Below are 17,592 nucleotides of genomic sequence, written 5' to 3'. Positions count from 1 at the left end.
GGATCAGGCGTTGCTGGGCGCAAGCGCCGGATCCAGCGAGATGCGCTCGTCGAAAACGAAGCATTTGCCTTCGTAGCCGGGCCCGCCCGTTTCCTCGAAATACTTGAGAATGCCGCCGTCGAGCTGATAGACGTTTTCGATGCCGGCCTCGTTCATGAAGATGGCGGCCTTTTCGCACCGGATGCCGCCCGTGCAGAAACTGACGACGGTCTTGCCCTCGAGCTGGGCGCGGTTCGCCTGCACCGCCGCAGGAAACTGCGTGAAGCGGTCGATGCGCCAGTCGATGGCGTTCTTGAACGTGCCCTCGTCCACCTCGAAGGCGTTGCGCGTGTCCAGCATGACCACGGGACGGCCCTCGTCGTCCACGCCTGCCTCCAGCCAGCGCGCCAGCGTGTGGGCGTCGACACCGGGCGCGCGGCCCGCCGCCGGACGGATGGCGGGGTGGTTCATGCGGATGATCTCGCGCTTGATCTTGACCAGCAGCTTGCGGAACGGGATTTCGGTGCTGTGGCTGAACTTGACCTCCAGGTCCGCGAAGCGCGGATCGGCACGCAGACTCTGCAAAAAGGTGTCGATGCCGTTGGCCGCCCCCGCGAGGAACAGGTTGATGCCTTCCTCGGCCAGCAGGATCGTTCCCTTGAGCCCGGCGGCTGCGGCCTCGGCAAGCAAGCGTGCGCGAAGGTCGGGCAGGTCATCCAGCGAAACGAATTTGTAAGCGGCGATATTGACGACGGCAGTCATGGCAAAGCAGTGAAGATGGGCGATGAAGCCCGTAATAGTAATCGCTGGGCGGCGCACGCCGTCCGGGCCGCTGCCCCGGCCGCTGCCATCAAGGGCTGACGACCTGCTGCTCCACGACGGCGTCCAGCACCCAGCGGAGCGGGGACGCCCCCATCGGCGGATTCGGATCCTCGATTTCCACCACACGCAGTCGATACCGCACCCCGGGCTGGAAGTTGAAACCGGTGATCTCGCCGTGCCAGACCTGCCAGGGTTGCGATGCGCTGTCGCGAACCTGATAGCACAGGGCGCGGCCAGCGCCGGTCTCGCAAGGCACGCGCTCGGCGTTCACGTAGACCAGTTTGGCGGCGCCCAGCTGGCCACCCGCCACGGGATCCACGCGCCGTCCGAAATCCAGCGTGTCGCCGGTATTGAGCTTCCACGTCATGCGCTGCGGGTTATTGGTGTTGTCGAACGACGTGGCGGTGATGCGGGTGAGCGCCGCCAGATACGCGTGCTCGATCTGCATGACATCCGGGGCACAGACCATCCGGGTGGATACGGGATCGGCGCGCACGATCAACAGTCCGTTGGCGATGGTGTAGGGAGCGTTGTAGGCATTGCAGCCGGCAAAACCCATGAGGCGTGGCGAGCCCCGGTCATGGATGAACGCGGCCGAGATGGGGCGTTGCGATGCCGAGGGATGCGGCACGGGGCGCAGCGCGCCCCCCGGCAGCGTCCAGCGCGCCAGCTCCCAATTCGTCTGCACCAGAATGTCGGATGCCGAGGCCGGTTGGAACCGTGGATCCTGGCCATCGGCCGCGCGCATCGGCGGCGACGAGCAGGCCACGAGACTGGCGCACAGCAGGCCGGGCGCCAGTCGGCGCAGAAAAGAGGGGTTGCGCATGCAGGTTCTCGAATCGCGCCTGGGCGTCGGGTCAGGGTGTCGGCGGATCCTGGCGGCGCTCGAACTCCAGCACGTCGCCGCCACGCAGGTTGAACGTCAGGTGGCGGGGCGCGCCACCGCTATCCAGCGTGAATGTGTCGATGGCGCGCAGCGCGCGCAGGTAATCGGCTTCCAGCTTCGCGCGCTCGGCGGGCGCGCAGGCCATGCGCGTGGAGGCAGGCGCGTCGATGACGAGCTTGTTGCGCTCGAGCTTGTACGTGCCGGTGTAACGGTTGCAGCCGGAGAATCCGTTCACCTGGTATTGCTTGCCCTGCGCGAGAAAGGTCAGGCGGATGGGTTCGCCGTTGTCGCCGTGCGGAATGTCGCGCAGCGCCCCGCCGGGCTGCGCCCAGCGGACCAGTTCCCAACTCGTCTGCGCCAGCGAATCCTTGCTGGTGGCGGCGCTGGCGGCTGCGGCGCCTTCAGGGCGCGCACCGCCGGTGCCGGCGCAACCGGCCAACGCCGCGGTAAGCAGCGCGAGGCAGAGCAATCTGCCGTGCGGGGACAGGATGGTGGGCATGGACGGGACTCCAATGGTTCGTACCGTCGTACTGTAACCGGCCTCGCCCAGAGACGCGATTTTCTCCGTCCGACAGCGGTATCCAAAAGATGCACGGTTGAGCCGGAGGTTCTAACGCTGATGATCTCCGGTTCTGCATCGAATGCCGCATGGCGAGGGGTCAGGCCGACGCGCAGAATCGATGACAGTTGATGACTCCGGCCTAAAAAGTAATACAGGGAAAGAGGAGCGGAGCCCGCGACGACCGCATGCGCAGTGTCCGGCCCATCGGGCCTGAGAACAATATCCAACGGGGAGATGCGCGATGGGCTTTTTGAGAACCTTACTGGCACTGTCAGTGGTGGTGGACCATCTGGGTGGCGGCTACGCGGACCATCTGGTCGGCGGCAGGCTTGCCGTGCAGCTCTTCTATGTCATCTCCGGCTTTCTGATCTCGTACGTGCTGACGGCCACGGATCACTACCAGGGCGCCACCGGCAAATTCTACGCAAACCGCTTCCTGCGGCTTTTCCCCATCTACCTGTCGGTGGCGGCGTTGACGCTCACGGCCCACATCGTGAGCGGCGGCTCGTTCTTTCGCATCTACGAAGCCCTGCCCTTCAGCGCCGAAGTCTTCCTGTTCCTGTCGAACCTTTTCATCTTCGGCCAGGACTGGCTGATGTTCTTCGGCATCCGCGACTCGGCCCTGGCCTTCACAGGCAGCTTCGCAAACAGCGACGTGCCGCTGTACAAGGGCCTGCTGGTGCCGCAGGCCTGGACGCTGGGCGTCGAAATGAGCTTCTACCTGGTGGCGCCGTTCATCCTGCGTTCGCCGCGCAAGCTGCTGGCGTTGCTGGCGGCATCGCTCGCCCTGCGCGCCATCCTCATCTGGACCGGGGTCGGGCGTTCCGATCCCTGGACCTACCGATTCTTCCCCACGGAGCTGGCGCTGTTCCTGATCGGCTCGCTGTCGCACCAGGTGGTGTTGCCGCGAATGAAGGCGTGGACACAGCGCGTCAAGCGCCTGCCCGAGCTGGGCACGGGCATCCTGTTTCTCTACGTGGTGGCGCATTTCTCGATCGGGATCAATCCGACCGTGCGCGATGGCCTGGCTGTCCTGCTGTTTGCCGCGCTGCTGCCGCTGGCGTTCCTGTTCCAGTCGCGCCACCGGCTGGACAAGGCAATTGGCGAGTTGAGCTATCCGCTCTACATCTGTCACATGCTGGTGATCATGGCGTTCAGCTGGCTGATGCACGACGTGCAGGAACACCAGCCCATGCTGTTTGCGGCCATGTCGATCACGGGTTGCATCGGATTCTCGGCAGTCTTGAACTACCTGATCGCGGATCCGGTGGAGCGCCTGCGCAGCCGTCTACGTACCGACCCTGTGGGCGTCACCGCGCCCGCGGATGCCTCGCGGCGCCCGCAGGCGCCCGCGCAGCCGATAGGGACTATTCACCGCGTGCCTTGATGTAGGCGCTGAGCACCAGCTCGATCTGCCGCCTTTCCTGTTGGCTGAGGCGGGCGTAGGCTGAATACGAGATCGTCTCGAAGGGCCAGGCGGCGGGGTTGGGGGTCTCGGCGGCGAAACCCGCTGCAGTCTGCCCGTGCGGTGCGTCCACCATGGGGCCTTCGCCGGTACTCAGCCACAAGGGATTGACGCGCAGCGCGCGCGTCAGCTTGATGAGCGCCTCGCTGGAGGGCTGCTGACGCTGCCCGCTTTCGTAGTTGCCGATGGCGCTTTGCGACAGGTTGCTTGCGACCGCCAAGTCTTTTTGAGTCCATCCCTGAAGCATTCTTGCGTTGCGCAGACGATGGCTAAACGTGTCCAATCGATCAACCCGAGACATTAATTGTTTGGTTTTATTTGATTAAAGCATTTCAGTTCCGCGGCCAAATAAACGGATTAGGCCCCTATTTCCGGGCTAATCCATAAATCGCCGTGAGGCCCCCTGGCTCCGCGTACAAGCTGCTGCGTACGCGCCCCTTCCGATGCAAGCCGCCCTTAAAAAATTCATATATTTCATCGGCTTGCAATACTGCGCCAGTCATCGCGCCGGCCCCGCGAGCGAGCCTGCGACAAGAGCGGTGAGCAAAAAAGACGAATGAGTTTATGAGCGCAGCCGTTGGCAGAAGAGAAAATAATGTATCGGTAATACATAATACTTTTCTGATGCAAATTGGGGATCAAACGCCGTTTCAATGGATGCAGGCGGATTCCCCCCCGGACGGACTGTTACCGTCCGAAACCATAGAAACGTATCTTCACAAAAAAACACGCCCGTGTTTAAATGAAACACAGGCGTGCCTCCCATGAGGACTCGCGCCCACAACGGCCGGCAACGGCATGGCTTGAGCCAGGCGTCCGGCATTTTCCTGGCGCCCACGGCCTGCCCGCGCCGCCTCATTGGAAGCATCAATGAACAACACGCTGGATGTCATTTTTCTTGGCAGCGACGACGCCAGGCATGCCAGACTGGTCGAGTCCCTGTCCCATCTGGGATTCAACGTCCGCCGCTGCCCCGATCTGGTGGACGTCTACGACAGATTTTCCCGCCGGCCCAGCCCGCTGGTGGTCCTGGAAGCGCCGCTTCCCGATGTGCACAACGCCGCCGTGCGCCTGCGCGCGATCGACCGCAGCCTGGGCATCGTGGCCATCGCCCCATTCCTCGACGCCGAAAGTCGCATCCGCACCCTGCTGTGCGGGGCGGACGCGTGTCTGCCGCCGGATGTCACGGGCCTGGAACTCGCAGCCGTCCTGCAGGCGCTGGTGCGTCGCGCGGTCGGGCTGGATGGCCTGGAGACGGGCGCGGATCCGCACTCGGCCGAGGAATCGGCCCAAGAAGGCTGGCGGCTGGCGAACAAGGGGTGGACCCTCATCAGTCCCAAGGGCAGGACGCTGGGGCTGACGACGGGCGAACGCGACTTCCTGTCCAGACTGGTGAACGCGCCGGACCGCAAGGTCAGCCGCGATGCATTTCTTGCCGATGGGGCGGACGAAGCCGACAGCGGCATCACCCGCCGGCGCTTCGTGGATGTGATGATCAGCCGATTGCGGCGCAAGGCCGCGGCCAACCAGATGACGCTGCCGATCCGCGCGGTGCACGGATGGGGCTACATGTTTGCGGCCGACATCACGCTGGATCTGGAATACCGGGTCACGGCGCCGACCCCGCGCGCTGACGGGCGAGAAGCCTGGCGCAGCGAAGAAGCGGACGCGAACGCGTCCGTGTAACCGAAGCAGCGGACGCGCCACGCGTGCCTGCAAGGGTAGCCCGGCACGAATCGCCGGGCGAAAAAAACGCGGCGCTGCCCCCGAAGGGTAAGACGCCGCGCTAAAACAACACGTGAACCCGGAGTCATCGGCCGGCACCGATGCCTTCTACCTGGATCACGCGATTCCAACATTCGTGCCTCATACTACTCACGCACGGTCCAACCGTTGCCCGCGCCGGGTCTCTAGTCCCTGCACTGGCTGCAACGTGATCAACGCCTGGCAATGCGTCCACCCTGACTGCTGGTAGGCTTTACTGCCATATCGGCGGTGTTCCTTCCGGATAGCCGCCTGATGAGGAAAGTTTATGACCTCGGACGCGTTTGCAGTAATTCTTTGTTGATAGTCTTCCATACCATATTGATATAGGAAGCTTGTGCCCTCGATGCCCCTGCCCCAGCCTCCCCTGCGCCATCGGCTCCGTAAGATATTGGCGTTCTTCCCGCCGAACTGGTGCCTCGCCTTCCTGGTGGCGCTGGATGGATACGCCTTCATGCACCCGGTGCTGCGCGAAGTCCGCGCTCGCGAATATTCGTTCTGGCTTGCGCTGGACAACTGGCACGAGATCATGCGCGTGGTCGGGTTGCTGGAGATTCCCCGCCTGGTGCTTGGCGTGGGCCTGCAGGTGATTGCGCTGGGCCTGATCCTGAAAGCGCGCATTGCGTGGGCGTTCTCGCTGGTGCTGCTGATCGGCATCGGCACGTTCGCCATCCTGGGCGATGGCGGCCGCGCGGGACTGGGCATCTATACCTTGGTGCTCGTGATTGCGCTGGTGGCCTACTGGCGCCGCTTCGACCGCGCCAGCGTGACGGCCGGGTCGCTCTTCGCCCTGGTGAGCGTGCTGTCGCTGATGATCTACGCCGTGTTCGGCACGCTCTACCTGGGCAACGAATTCAATCCGCCCATCCTGGATGCCGGCACCGCGCTCTACTTTTCGATCGTCTCGATGTCCACGGTGGGCTATGGCGACATCACGCCGCACAGCGGCACGGCGCGGCTGTTCACCGCGTCGATTATCATCCTCGGCATCACCGTCTTCGCAACCTCCGTCAGCGCGATCGCCGGCCCGGTGATCGGCGGCAACCTGAAACGGCTCGTCAAAGGCAGGTTTTCCTCGGCCATGAGAAAGAACCACATCATCATCGCCGGCGCCACGCCCCTCGCGTTGAGCGTCTACCAGGGCCTGCGCAGCCGCAACGAAGAAGTCACCGTCATCGTCCCGACCGGCGTGGCGCACGACTACCCCGCCGCCACCGACCTGATCGAAGGCGACCCCTCGAGCGTGGACGTGCTGCACGTGGCGGGCGTGGCGCGGGCGCGCTATGTGCTGGCGCTGCGCGATGACGACGCCGAGAACGCGTTCATCGTGCTGGCCGCCAAGGAAGCGACCGGTGCGGACGGCGCCAAGACCGTGGCGCTGGTCAACACCAGCAAGCATCTCGAAAAGATCCGCCGGGTGCAGCCCGACCTGGTGTTCTCGGTGCAACTGCTGGGCGCGGAATTGCTGACCCGCGCGATCAACGGCGAGCCCATGGACAGCCAGGCCATCACCGACCTGTTCTTCGCCAAGCCTTCAACCGATGCCAAACCCGCTTGAACGCAGTTGCGGCTCGCCCAACGGCGCGTGCCGGGCATACCACGCCACGAATTGATCCGACGGCATGGGCCGCGCAAACAGGTAGCCCTGGATGAACGCCACGCCGCGGCCGCTGAGATAGCGGAACTGCAGGTCGGTTTCGACGCCTTCGGCCAGCACGGCCAAACCCAGCCGGTGCGCGAGTGTGATGATGACGTCCAGCACCGGCGCGTCTTCGCCCGTGGGTTCGATGGCATGCACGAACCCCTTGTCGATCTTCAGGTAGTCCACCGGAAACCGCTGCAGATACGACAGCGAACAATGGCCGGTGCCGAAATCGTCGATGGCCACGCGCACGCCCTGCGCGCGCAAGGCCTCGATATTGCGCCGGGCCTGCCCGTCGTCGGTGACCAGGCTGCGTTCGGTGATCTCCAGCACCAAGGTCGGTTCACGCTGGGCGATGTTGGCGGCAAAGCGCTCGATGTCGGCGGTGAATTCGGGGCAGGACAAGTGCGCGGCGGCGATATTGACGCCGACATGAAAGCCGCGCGGCGTGTCCCAGTCGCGCATGTCCCGCTCGATCAGCGCGAACAGATGGCGCGTCAGCGGGACGATCATGCCATTGGTTTCGGCGGCGGCGATGAAGACGTCGGGCCGCACGGCGCCCACGCCAGGCCGCTCCCAGCGCAACAAGGCCTCTACCCCGCTGCACTGGCCCACCGCATGGCCGTATACCGGCTGGTAATGCACCCGGAATTCGTCGGCAACGATGGCGCGGCGCAACTGTTCCTTGAAGGACTGGCGGTTGACCTGCTGGCGAAATGCCGCCACGGCCAGGCCGAGGCCGAGCAGCGCCGCGGCGGGCAGGTAGGTCATCAGCAGTTGCTGCCACGCCTGCACGACCGCTTCGGCCGGCGCGCTGACACTGAGGGTGACCGGTGCGCGGCCGTCGGGGTTCGTCGTCTCGGTGTAGATCACTTCGCGGGGCGCGCCCGCTGCCCCCTTGCGATCGTTGTGGATGGGCACGCCGCCCTCGCCTACCTGCACCTCGATCTGGTAATCGCGCAGATTGGATAGCGCGTTCAGCAGATCCTGCACGTACCGGCCGTCGACCACCACGACCGCGCTGTGGCCTTCGACCCCGGGCCGGCCCAACAGAACGGCGGGACGTTCCGGCGCCAGCGGAGTTCCGGCCACCGTGATGAGCCAGCGGTCCGGGGACCCGCCCACCGACCATCTGCGAAATTCCGACACCGCGTAATCGACCTTGCCGACCGCCGACGAGCAATAGATGCGCTCGCCGCGCACCAGCACCAGGGACCGGACATACGGGTTCAGCGAACCCCAGCGTTGCAGATCGGGCAGCGCCTCGTCGCAGGACAGGGCGGTCAGCGGCGCCACGCGGTCCAGAAGTTCCCAGGACTGCGTCAGGATGTGCTGCGTCTGGACTTGAACGATGCGCGCGGCCGACTCGGCGTCATGGCGCTGTTCCTTCTGGGCATGCCACCAGGTCCAGGCCACGCACGCGATCACCGGCAGCACCAGCGCCAGGGCCACGGGCAGATAACGCCACGACGGTACGCGTTCCATCAGGCCTGATGTCGGCAAGGGGTCTCCGCAGCAGTAAAGGGGCCATTAGTGCGGGTGCATCGATGCGATGGGACACCATGCGCGGCGCGGCGTCAAGAACTGCGTGCAGCCCGCCGCTGCCGGGCCGCCGGGGCCAACAGTTCGACGATCATCGCCACGTGGGCGTCGCGGCGCGCCGCGAGGCCAAGCTCGTCGTCCGGCCCAAGCAGCGCGGCCATGACCACGGCGTGCACCACCGGCGCCAGCAGCAGCCAGGGTTCGCGCAGCGTGACGCTGTCGCGGCACAGCCCCCGCCGGCGGGCCAGCGCCAGCAGACGGCCCAGGTCGGCAAGCTGCGCCTCGGCGGTTTCGTGTCGCCAGCGCGCCGCCAGATGCGGCACCCTGCCGCTTTCGGCAAGCAGCAGACGCAGCGTGCTGATCATGGCGGGATTGGCGAGGCTTTCATGCAGATGATCAGCAATGCGCTCGGCCAACGCCTGCACCGAGGCGGCGCTGTCGACGATGGCCGGGATATCGAGCGGCGCGGGCGCGAGGTGGCGTTCCAGCAGCGCCTCGAAGATGGCTTCCTTGCTTGCGAAATGCGCGTACAGCCCGCCCTTGGACACGCCGGCGCGCAACGCGATGTCGTCCATGCGCGTGCCCGAGTAGCCCGCCCGCGAGAATTCCCGCAGCGCGGCGTCCAGGATCTGGCCGATCCGTACCGGCGGCGGCAGGCGAGTGCGCGGCCTGTCCATGTCTGATTGCTCCAGGGTCACGATGCGCCCATTACATACCGACCAGTCAGTCGCTAAATTGATTCGCGTCAAGGAAATTTGCGGCCGGATGGGCACAATAGGCACACGCCCTGGCGCCGGAACCGTCCGTGCCGCAAGGCCAAAAGCCTGCCGCGCGCAAGACGCTTCCGCCCCCCGAGCCGGAGACCCGCCGCATGACAGCAACCGCGTTTTCCGCTTCGATACCTCCTCGTCTAGCCGCCGCCGCCCTGACGCTGCTGATGGCCGCCGGCTGCACCTCGCTCGCGCCCGAATACCAACGCCCTGCCTTGCCGGTGCCGCAGGCATATCCCCGCGACAGCCAGCCGCCAGCCTGCACGCCGGACGCCGCCCTGCCCGCGGCGGCCCCCGCGTCCATCGCCGCGCCCGCCGCCGCCCGCATCGCCTGGCAGTCCTACTTTCCCGACCCCGCGCTGCAAGGCCTGATCGCCACCGCGCTGGAAAACAGCCGCGACCTGCGCGCGGCGTTGCTGCGGGTCGAGGAAGCGCGGGCGCTGTACGGCATCCAACGTTCCGACCAGTTCCCCACCGTGGGCGTGCAGGCGCAAGGCTCGCGGGCGCGCGTACCGGGCGACCTGAACGTGACGGGCCAGCCGCAGGTTTCCAGCCAGTATCAGGTCGGCCTGGGCATGGCGACCTGGGAACTGGATTTCTGGGGACGGGTGCGCAGCCTCAGCGATGCGGCGCTGGAAAACTATCTATCGACGCAGGCGGCGGCCCAGGCGGCCACGCTGAGCCTGATCGCCCAGGTGGCGGACGGCTACCTGCGGCTGCGCGAACTGGACGAGCGCCTGGAACTCACCCGCGAGACCATCGACTCGCGCGCGGAATCGCTGCGCATCTTCCGCCGCCGCTTCGAGGAAGGCGCCATCTCGAAGCTGGACCTGACGCAGGTCGAGACGCTGTGGCAGCAGGCCAAGGCATTGGGCACGGAGCTGGAACGTTCACGCGCCGCGCAGGCGCACACCCTGGAATTGCTGGTGGGTGCGCCGCTGGATCTGCCCGCCGGTCCGGCGCGGCTCAATGACGAGGCCGTGATGCGCGACCTGCCGGCGGGTCTGCCGTCCGACCTGCTGACCGACCGGCCCGACATCCTGGCCGCGGAGCATCGGCTAAAGGCCGCCAACGCCAACATCGGCGCGGCCCGCGCCGCCTTTCTGCCCAGCATTACGCTGACCGGGGCCTTCGGCACCGCCAGCGCCGAACTTGACGGACTGTTCGCGGGGGGAAGCCGCGCCTGGAATTTCGCGCCCAGCATCAACCTGCCGATCTTCGATGCCGGCCGCCGGCAGTCCACGCTGGACCTGACCGAAGCGCGCCGGGACCTGGCCGTCGCCAGCTACGAACAGACCATACAAAGCGCATTCAGGGACGTGTCCGACGCGCTGGCGTCGCGCCGCTGGCTGGCCGAACAGGTGGACGTGCTGCGCGCCACGGTGGCGGCGCAGGCCGAGCGCACCCGCCTGGCGCAATTGCGCTACGACCATGGCGCCTCCCCGTACCTGGAAGTGCTCGACGCCAAGCGCGATCTGCTGGCCGCGCAGCAGCAGCTGGTGGAAACGCGCCGCGCGCTCCTGTCCAGCCGCATCGGCCTGTATGCCGCGCTGGGCGGGGGGTCGCTGGCGCTTGAAGCGCCTGACGCCGGCTCGGCCCAACGCTGACGGGCCCGACGCTGAAAAGCCCAAAGATCAAGGACACGCCGACATGCCTCTACCCAAACGAAAACTGGTCTTCCTGATTGCCCTTGTGGTTGCCGCCGCCGCGGGCTACTACGGCTGGCGCATGCTGGCGGACACCGGGCCGGGACCTGGCTTTGTCAACGGCAACGGCCGGATCGAAGCCACCGAGATCGACGTGGCCACCAAGCTGGCGGGCCGCGTGCAGGAAGTGCTGGTCACGGAGGGCGACTTCGTCGCGGCGGGCCAGCCGCTGGCGCGCATGCAGATCGACACGCTGCAGGCGCAGCGCGAGGAAGCGCGGGCGCAGCATCAGCAGGCGGTCAATGGTGCGGCCAGCGCGGCGGCGCAGGTGGCGCAGCGCGAGAGCGACAAACGGGCCGCCGAAGCCGTCGTGGTACAGCGCGAAAGCGAGCTGGACGCGGCGCGCCGGCGCCTGGCCCGTTCGCAGACGCTGTCCAAGGAGGGCGCCTCGTCGATCCAGGAACTGGACGATGACCGCGCCCGCGTGCGCAGCATGCAGGCGGCGGTGAACGCCGCCCGTGCGCAGGTCACGGCAGCCGCCGCGGCCATCGACGCGGCCCGGGCCGCGCAAGTCGGCGCCCAATCGGCAATTGCGGCCGCGCAGGCCACGGTGTCGCGCATCGACGCCGACATCGCCGACAGCGAACTGCGCGCCCCGCGCGCCGGCCGCGTGCAATACCGCGTCACGCAGCCGGGCGAGGTCCTGGGCGCGGGCGGCAAGGTGCTCAACATGGTCGACCTGGCCGACGTCTACATGACGTTCTTCCTGCCCGAGCAGGCCGCGGGCCGCGTCGCGCTGGGCCAGGACGTGCGCATCATCCTGGATGCCGCGCCGGAATATGTCATCCCCGCCACGGTGTCGTTCGTGGCCAGCACCGCGCAATTCACGCCCAAGACCGTCGAGACCGCGAGCGAACGCCAGAAGCTGATGTTCCGCGTCAAGGCGCAGATCAGCCCCGACCTGCTGCGGCGCCACCTGACGCAGGTCAAGACAGGGCTGCCCGGCGTGGCGTGGCTGAAACTGGACCCGGATGCCCAATGGCCCGCCTATCTTGACGTCAAGGTGCCCTGATGTCCCCGGCCGTCCCGCCCGTCGCCTCGCTGTCCGATGTCGGCCTGCGCTATGGCAAGACCCAGGCGCTGGACGGCATCACGCTGGATATTCCCGCCGGACGCATGGTGGGACTGATCGGCCCCGACGGGGTGGGCAAGTCCAGCCTGCTCGCACTGGTGGCGGGCGCGCGGGCCGTGCAGCAGGGCAGGGTCATGGTGCTGGGCGGCGACATGGCCAGCCGAAGGCACCGCGAGGCCGTCTGCCCGCGCATCGCCTACATGCCGCAGGGCCTTGGCAAGAACCTTTACCCCACCTTGTCGGTGGAAGAGAACCTGCAGTTCTTTGGCCGCCTGTTCGGCCATGACGCGGCCGAGCGCCGCCGCCGCATCGACAGCCTGACCCGCAGCACCGGCCTGTCGGCCTTCCTGTCCCGGCCCGCGGGCAAGCTGTCGGGGGGCATGAAGCAGAAGCTGGGGCTGTGCTGCGCGCTGATCCATGATCCTGACCTGCTCATCCTGGACGAGCCCACGACCGGCGTGGACCCGCTGGCGCGCGCGCAGTTCTGGGATTTGATCAACGAGATTCGTGCGCAGCGGCACGGCATGAGCGTGATCGTGGCGACCGCCTACATGGACGAGGCGCAGCGTTTCGATTGGCTGATCGCCATGGACGACGGCCGCGTGCTGGCCACCGGCACGCCCGTCGAATTGCAGGACCGCACCGGCGCGCAGACGCTGGAAGCGGCCTTCATTGCGCTGCTGCCCGAGCAAAAGCGGCGCGGCCACAAACCCGTCGAGATCGTGCCGCTGGCCCTGGACGAGGACGCCGGCATCGCCATCGAGGCACGCGACCTGACCATGCGCTTTGGCGACTTCGTGGCCGTGGACCACGTCAACTTCCGCATCCGGCGCGGCGAGATCTTCGGGTTCCTGGGCTCGAACGGCTGCGGCAAGTCGACCACCATGAAGATGCTGACAGGCCTCTTGCCCGCCAGCGAAGGCCAGGCCTTTTTATTCGGAGAGGAGGTCGATCCGCGCAACATCGACACGCGCCGGCGCGTGGGCTACATGTCGCAGGCCTTTTCGCTGTATGGCGAGCTGACCGTGCGGCAGAACCTGGTGCTGCACGCGCGGCTGTTCCACGTGCCCGAGGCCGACATCCCCGCGCGTGTGCAAGAGATGGTCGCGCGCTTCGGCCTGGACGGCGTGCTGGACGCGCTGCCGCAGAACCTGCCCATGGGCGTGCGCCAGCGGCTTTCGCTTGCCGTGGCCATGGTGCACAAACCCGAGCTGCTCATCCTGGACGAGCCAACGTCGGGGGTGGATCCCGTCGCGCGCGACGGATTCTGGAACCTGCTGATAGAACTGGCCCGCAAGGATCACGTCACGATCTTCATCTCCACGCACTTCATGAACGAGGCCCAGCGATGCGACCGCATTTCGCTGATGCACGCGGGCAAGGTGCTGGTCAGCGCCGCGCCCGACGAAATCATTCGCCTGCGCGGCGCAAGCTCGCTGGAAGCCGCCTTCATCGCCTACCTGATCGACGCGGGCGCCGGCACCGCGGCCGACACGGGCGCGGTGCCGCCCATCCAGGACGCCGCCCCGCCCGCCCAGCCGGCGCGGCGCGGGTTCAGCCTGCATCGCGCGTTCAGCTACATGTGGCGCGAATCGCTGGAGCTGCAGCGCGACCCCGTGCGCGCCACGCTGGCGCTGCTGGGCTCGCTCTTGCTGATGTTCGTGATGGGCTACGGCATCAGCCTGGACGTCGAGGACCTGCGCTATGCGGTCATGGACCGCGACCAGACGGGCCTCAGCCAAAACTACAGCCTGAATCTGTCGGGGTCCCGCTACTTCATCGAACATCCACCCATCGCTGATTACGCGGACCTGGACGCGCGCATGCGCAGCGGCGAGCTGTCGCTGGCCATCGAGATTCCGCAGGGCTTCGCGCGCGACGTGGAGCGCGGCAAGCCCGCGCAGATCGGCGTCTGGATCGACGGGGCCATGCCGCAACGGGCCGAGACCATACGCGGCTATGTGCTGGGCATGCACCAGGGCTGGCTGGCGCAGCAGGCACGCGAGCGGCTGGGCGCCAGCGCGCAGCTTCCCGTCAGTGTGGAGACGCGGTTTCGCTACAACCCCGATGTGCGCAGCCTGCCCGCCATGGTGCCCGCCGTCATTCCGCTGCTGCTGCTGATGATGCCGGCCATGCTGACGGCGCTGGCCGTGGTGCGCGAAAAGGAATTGGGCTCGATCACCAATCTTTACGTCACGCCGGTGACGCGGCTGGAATTCCTGCTGGGCAAGCAGGCGCCGTATGTCGCGCTGGCGATGCTGAATTTCCTGCTGATGGCGCTGCTTGCCGTGACGCTATTCGGCGTGCCCATCAAGGGCAGCTTCGGCACCCTATTGCTCGCCGCGCTGATCTACAACGTGGTGGCCACCGCGATCGGGTTATTGGCATCCACGTTCACGCGCAGCCAGATCGCCGCGCTGTTCTTCACGATGATCGGCACCCTGGTGCCGGCCGTGCAGTTTGCCGGGCTGCTCAACCCGGTGTCGTCGCTGGAAGGCGCGGGCCGGCTGATCGGACAGGTCTATCCCGCCACCCACATGCTCATCATCAGCCGCGGCGTGTTCAGCAAGGCGCTGGGGCTGCATGACCTTTACGCCTCGTTCTGGCCGCTGCTGATCTCCATTCCCATCATCCTGGGCGCGGCGGCGCTGCTGTTGAAAAAGCAGGAGACCTGACATGCGGCATCTGGCGAACATCTACCGCCTTGGCGTGAAAGAGCTCTGGAGCCTGGCGCGCGACCCGATGATGCTGGTGCTGATCGTCGTGTCGTTCACGTTGATGATCTACACGGCGGCCACCGCCGTGCCCGAAACGCTGCACAACGCGCCCATCGCCGTCGTGGACGAAGACCAGTCGCCGCTGTCCGCGCGCATCGTCTCGGCCTTCTATCCGCCGCACTTCACGCCGCCGCAGCTTGTGACCCCGGCGCAGGCGGACGCCAACATGGACGCAGGCCGCCAAACGTTTACCGTCAACATCCCGCCCAATTTCCAGCGCGACGTGCTGGCTGGCCGGCCGGCGCAGATCCAGCTGAATGTGGACGCCACCCGGATGAGCCAGGCATTCACGGGCAGCAGCTACATCCAGCAGATCATCACCGACGAGATCAACGAGTTCGTCAGGCGCTATCGCGCGCCCACCGAGCTGCCCGTCGAACTGGCGGTGCGCATGCGATTCAACCCGAACCTCACCCAGTCGTGGTTCGGCGCGCTGATGGAGATCATCAACAACGTCACGATGCTGTCCATCATCCTGACCGGCGCCGCGCTGATCCGCGAGCGCGAACACGGGACCATCGAGCACCTGCTGGTCATGCCCGTCACGCCCACCGAGATCATGGTCGCGAAGGTCTGGTCGATGGGGCTAGTCGTACTGGCGTCCGCTGGGCTATCGTTGACGTTCGTGGTGCGGGGCCTGCTGCACGTGCCGATCGAAGGATCGGTCGCGCTGTTTCTGGCCGGCGTGGCGCTGCACCTGTTCGCCACGACCTCGATGGGCATTTTCATGGCTACGCTTGCACGCAGCATGCCGCAATTCGGCATGTTGCTCGTACTAGTGCTGTTGCCCCTGCAGATGCTGTCCGGGGGCACCACGCCGCGCGAAAGCATGCCGGCTTTCGTGCAGAACATCATGCTGGCCGCTCCCACGACGCATTTCGTGGAGCTCGGCCAAGCCATCCTCTATCGCGGCGCGGGCATCAGCGTCGTATGGCAACCCTTCCTGGCGCTGGCGCTGATCGGCGCCGTCCTGTTTGCGCTATCCCTGGCGCGTTTTCGCAAGACCCTCAGCCAGATGGCATGAGGCCCGTGTGTATTCGTTTCCCCTTACCACTTTCATAAAAGGACGGATGATGAAGAAAGCAAATGCCTCCCTGCCCGACGGTCTGACCGGCGCCAACGTCGCCTTTTGCCAGCGCCTGGCCCAGCTTGCGCAGGAAAGCCAGCAGCGCTGGCTCGAAATGGGCCAGCGGCTGGCCAGCGACAGCTCCGGCCAGTACCTTGCCGGCCTCTCCCCCTTGCCCCCCACCGCCAACTGGCAGGACGCCATGCCCGCCATGGGCGAACTCGCGCGCAAGCGCTGGCAGACCCAGCTGGAAGCCAGCCAGGCCCTCACCCACGCGGCGCTGCAGGAACAGGCCACCTTGGCCGCCGGCGTGGGCGAAGCGATGTGCGAATGGTTCAAACATGCCAACGGCGCGGCTGCCGACAATTCACCGCTCGCGCAGATGTGGTCCGTGATGACCAAGCAGATGGCGGCCGCCTGCGCCGCCATGCAGGACGCCAACCAGCAAGGAGGCCGCCATGACCTCTAAGCGCACGGCGCTCATCACGGGCGGGACCGGATGCCTGGGCCGCGCCATCGCCGTGGCGCTGCACGATGCCGGCCACGACGTCATCGTCACCTACCATTCCAGCGAGGCCGCCACGCGCGACTGGATCAAGGAAGAGGCGGCGAAAGGCCGAACGTTTTCCTCGTACAAGGTGGACGTGGCGGACTTCGACGCCTGCCAGGCGCTGGCCCGCCGGCTCGAAGAGGACGGCCGCCAGATCGACATCCTGGTGAACAACGCGGGCATCACGCGCGACGCGAGCCTGCGCAAGATGAGCGCGCAGGATTGGGCGGACGTCATGCACAGCAACCTGGATTCCATGTTCAACATGACCCAGCCGCTGTGCGGTCCGATGGCGGATCGGGGCTGGGGCCGCATCGTCAACATCTCGTCGGTGAACGGCAGCAAGGGCGCATTCGGGCAGACCAACTACGCCGCGTCCAAGGCGGGCATTCATGGGTTCACGAAGTCGCTGGCGCTGGAAATGGCCCGCAAGGGCGTGACGGTGAACACGGTGTCGCCCGGCTATCTGGCCACGCGGATGGTGCAAGCCGTGCCGCCGGAAGTCATGCAGGAAAAGATCCTGCCGCAGATCCCGGTGGGGCGGTTGGGCGAACCCGATGAAATCGGCGCGCTCGTCGCGTTCATCTGCAGCGATGCGGCCGGTTTCATGACGGGCAGCAACGTGGCCATGAATGGCGGCCAGCATATGTATTGATGCGCGTTGATGCGCCGCGATGCCGAACGATCCCTGACCGCGATGTCCCCGCCCGCGGCATCGCGCACGGCGCGGTGAGCCAGACGCGGCCCCCGAGGACGCTGCGCTGCTTTTTTTGTATCGACGATTGCCTGCCTCTCACCCAGGCACAGCATGCTTGCCGATGAAAATGCGTGCTTCCTGCGCCGCGGCGCGCCAACTGATCCGCTTTTTTCCGCTCTCTCTGAATCTGTACTGTTCGCTGCGCAAGGCCTAACTTGGCGGGGTAGTTCAAACACCCGTCAGCGCCCGCCGCCTCGTGGCGATCCGTCCGTGCTGGCAATGAAAGTCAGGA

At 66.2% G+C, this 17,592-nt stretch carries 15 protein-coding genes; 9 read left to right on the top strand and 6 right to left on the bottom strand.

Translation table 11 applies throughout. The features are described from left to right. Positions 1–3 precede the first annotated feature (3 nt). The 3 genes from HV786_RS01400 to HV786_RS01390 all read right to left on the bottom strand — a co-directional run bounded on the left by HV786_RS01400 (position 4) and on the right by HV786_RS01390 (position 2,186). Positions 4–741 carry a sulfurtransferase gene (locus tag HV786_RS01400; RefSeq protein WP_128828997.1) on the bottom strand — a complete coding sequence of 246 codons (738 nt, stop codon included), beginning with the start codon at positions 739–741 and terminating at the stop codon, positions 4–6. A gap of 88 nt (positions 742–829) precedes the next feature. After that, the gene (locus tag HV786_RS01395) at positions 830–1,627 is read right to left on the bottom strand and encodes an META and DUF4377 domain-containing protein (protein ID WP_128828998.1); all 798 of its coding nucleotides are present in this window, start codon (positions 1,625–1,627) and stop codon (positions 830–832) included. Between the two features lie 31 nt (positions 1,628–1,658). Continuing rightward, entirely contained in the window at positions 1,659–2,186 is a 528-nt protein-coding gene (locus HV786_RS01390) for an META domain-containing protein (RefSeq protein ID WP_128828999.1), read from the bottom strand. Positions 2,187–2,490: 304 nt separating this feature from the next. Here HV786_RS01390 and HV786_RS01385 point away from each other — a divergent pair, with 304 nt between their 5' ends. Beyond that, positions 2,491–3,636: an acyltransferase family protein gene (locus tag HV786_RS01385; protein ID WP_128829000.1), complete on the top strand. Its 1,146-nt coding sequence runs from the start codon at positions 2,491–2,493 to the stop codon at positions 3,634–3,636. On the opposite strand, the gene HV786_RS01380 is transcribed toward HV786_RS01385, so the two are convergent. Next, positions 3,617–4,015 carry a helix-turn-helix domain-containing protein gene (locus HV786_RS01380; RefSeq protein WP_128829001.1) on the bottom strand — a complete coding sequence of 133 codons (399 nt, stop codon included), beginning with the start codon at positions 4,013–4,015 and terminating at the stop codon, positions 3,617–3,619. The genes HV786_RS01385 and HV786_RS01380 overlap by 20 nt on opposite strands. A gap of 569 nt (positions 4,016–4,584) precedes the next feature. Here HV786_RS01380 and HV786_RS01375 point away from each other — a divergent pair. Further along, positions 4,585–5,400 (top strand): response regulator transcription factor, encoded by an 816-nt coding sequence (locus tag HV786_RS01375; protein ID WP_128829002.1) that lies wholly within the window; start codon positions 4,585–4,587, stop codon positions 5,398–5,400. A 424-nt stretch (positions 5,401–5,824) separates the two neighbouring features. Beyond that, the gene (gene kch, locus HV786_RS01370) at positions 5,825–7,036 is read left to right on the top strand and encodes a voltage-gated potassium channel protein (RefSeq protein ID WP_128829003.1); all 1,212 of its coding nucleotides are present in this window, start codon (positions 5,825–5,827) and stop codon (positions 7,034–7,036) included. Here the strand turns inward: kch and HV786_RS01365 are convergent. Both HV786_RS01365 and HV786_RS01360 read right to left on the bottom strand, forming a co-directional pair. After that, on the bottom strand, positions 7,013–8,623 hold the full coding sequence (locus tag HV786_RS01365) for an EAL domain-containing protein (protein ID WP_336298540.1): 1,611 nt from the start codon (positions 8,621–8,623) through the stop codon (positions 7,013–7,015). The two genes, kch and HV786_RS01365, sit on opposite strands and share 24 nt — an antisense overlap. A gap of 74 nt (positions 8,624–8,697) precedes the next feature. Next, entirely contained in the window at positions 8,698–9,339 is a 642-nt protein-coding gene (locus HV786_RS01360; RefSeq protein WP_175209783.1) for a TetR/AcrR family transcriptional regulator, read from the bottom strand. Positions 9,340–9,533: 194 nt separating this feature from the next. Between HV786_RS01360 and HV786_RS01355 the strand changes: the two genes are divergently transcribed. From HV786_RS01355 to phbB, 6 genes are read left to right on the top strand one after another with little or no spacing between them, the layout of a single operon-like run. Further along, the gene (locus HV786_RS01355) at positions 9,534–11,039 is read left to right on the top strand and encodes an efflux transporter outer membrane subunit (RefSeq protein ID WP_175209781.1); all 1,506 of its coding nucleotides are present in this window, start codon (positions 9,534–9,536) and stop codon (positions 11,037–11,039) included. A gap of 43 nt (positions 11,040–11,082) precedes the next feature. Next, positions 11,083–12,150 (top strand): HlyD family secretion protein, encoded by a 1,068-nt coding sequence (locus tag HV786_RS01350; RefSeq protein ID WP_175209779.1) that lies wholly within the window; start codon positions 11,083–11,085, stop codon positions 12,148–12,150. After that, a complete protein-coding gene (gene rbbA, locus HV786_RS01345) occupies positions 12,150–14,885 on the top strand; it encodes a ribosome-associated ATPase/putative transporter RbbA (RefSeq protein WP_175209778.1) in 2,736 nt (911 codons plus the stop codon). The genes HV786_RS01350 and rbbA overlap by 1 nt, the downstream gene beginning before the upstream one ends. A 1-nt stretch (position 14,886) precedes the next feature. Further along, entirely contained in the window at positions 14,887–16,011 is a 1,125-nt protein-coding gene (locus HV786_RS01340; RefSeq protein ID WP_056325177.1) for an ABC transporter permease, read from the top strand. 49 nt (positions 16,012–16,060) lie between these two features. Further along, on the top strand, positions 16,061–16,522 hold the full coding sequence (locus tag HV786_RS01335) for a hypothetical protein (RefSeq protein ID WP_338076516.1): 462 nt from the start codon (positions 16,061–16,063) through the stop codon (positions 16,520–16,522). Continuing rightward, a complete protein-coding gene (phbB, locus tag HV786_RS01330; protein WP_128829006.1) occupies positions 16,512–17,258 on the top strand; it encodes an acetoacetyl-CoA reductase in 747 nt (248 codons plus the stop codon). The genes HV786_RS01335 and phbB overlap by 11 nt, the downstream gene beginning before the upstream one ends. The last annotated feature ends 334 nt before the right edge of the window (positions 17,259–17,592 follow it).

Source organism: Achromobacter mucicolens (assembly GCF_902859725.1).
GTDB lineage: Bacteria > Pseudomonadota > Gammaproteobacteria > Burkholderiales > Burkholderiaceae_B > Achromobacter > Achromobacter mucicolens.
The sequence above is the reverse complement of the archived record's forward strand: the minus strand, read 5'-3'. Positions and strand labels throughout refer to the sequence as shown.

What these genes read in the sequence shown, in the direction of transcription:
- HV786_RS01400 (WP_128828997.1), bottom strand. Translation starts at nt 741, where the DNA reads ATGACTGCCGTCGTCAATATCGCCGCTTACAAATTCGTTTCGCTGGAT.
- HV786_RS01395 (WP_128828998.1), bottom strand. Translation starts at nt 1,627, where the DNA reads ATGCGCAACCCCTCTTTTCTGCGCCGACTGGCGCCCGGCCTGCTGTGC.
- HV786_RS01390 (WP_128828999.1), bottom strand. Translation starts at nt 2,186, where the DNA reads ATGCCCACCATCCTGTCCCCGCACGGCAGATTGCTCTGCCTCGCGCTG.
- HV786_RS01385 (WP_128829000.1), top strand. Translation starts at nt 2,491, where the DNA reads ATGGGCTTTTTGAGAACCTTACTGGCACTGTCAGTGGTGGTGGACCAT.
- HV786_RS01380 (WP_128829001.1), bottom strand. Translation starts at nt 4,015, where the DNA reads ATGTCTCGGGTTGATCGATTGGACACGTTTAGCCATCGTCTGCGCAAC.
- HV786_RS01375 (WP_128829002.1), top strand. Translation starts at nt 4,585, where the DNA reads ATGAACAACACGCTGGATGTCATTTTTCTTGGCAGCGACGACGCCAGG.
- kch (WP_128829003.1), top strand. Translation starts at nt 5,825, where the DNA reads ATGCCCCTGCCCCAGCCTCCCCTGCGCCATCGGCTCCGTAAGATATTG.
- HV786_RS01360 (WP_175209783.1), bottom strand. Translation starts at nt 9,339, where the DNA reads ATGGACAGGCCGCGCACTCGCCTGCCGCCGCCGGTACGGATCGGCCAG.
- HV786_RS01355 (WP_175209781.1), top strand. Translation starts at nt 9,534, where the DNA reads ATGACAGCAACCGCGTTTTCCGCTTCGATACCTCCTCGTCTAGCCGCC.
- HV786_RS01350 (WP_175209779.1), top strand. Translation starts at nt 11,083, where the DNA reads ATGCCTCTACCCAAACGAAAACTGGTCTTCCTGATTGCCCTTGTGGTT.
- rbbA (WP_175209778.1), top strand. Translation starts at nt 12,150, where the DNA reads ATGTCCCCGGCCGTCCCGCCCGTCGCCTCGCTGTCCGATGTCGGCCTG.
- HV786_RS01340 (WP_056325177.1), top strand. Translation starts at nt 14,887, where the DNA reads ATGCGGCATCTGGCGAACATCTACCGCCTTGGCGTGAAAGAGCTCTGG.
- HV786_RS01335 (WP_338076516.1), top strand. Translation starts at nt 16,061, where the DNA reads ATGAAGAAAGCAAATGCCTCCCTGCCCGACGGTCTGACCGGCGCCAAC.
- phbB (WP_128829006.1), top strand. Translation starts at nt 16,512, where the DNA reads ATGACCTCTAAGCGCACGGCGCTCATCACGGGCGGGACCGGATGCCTG.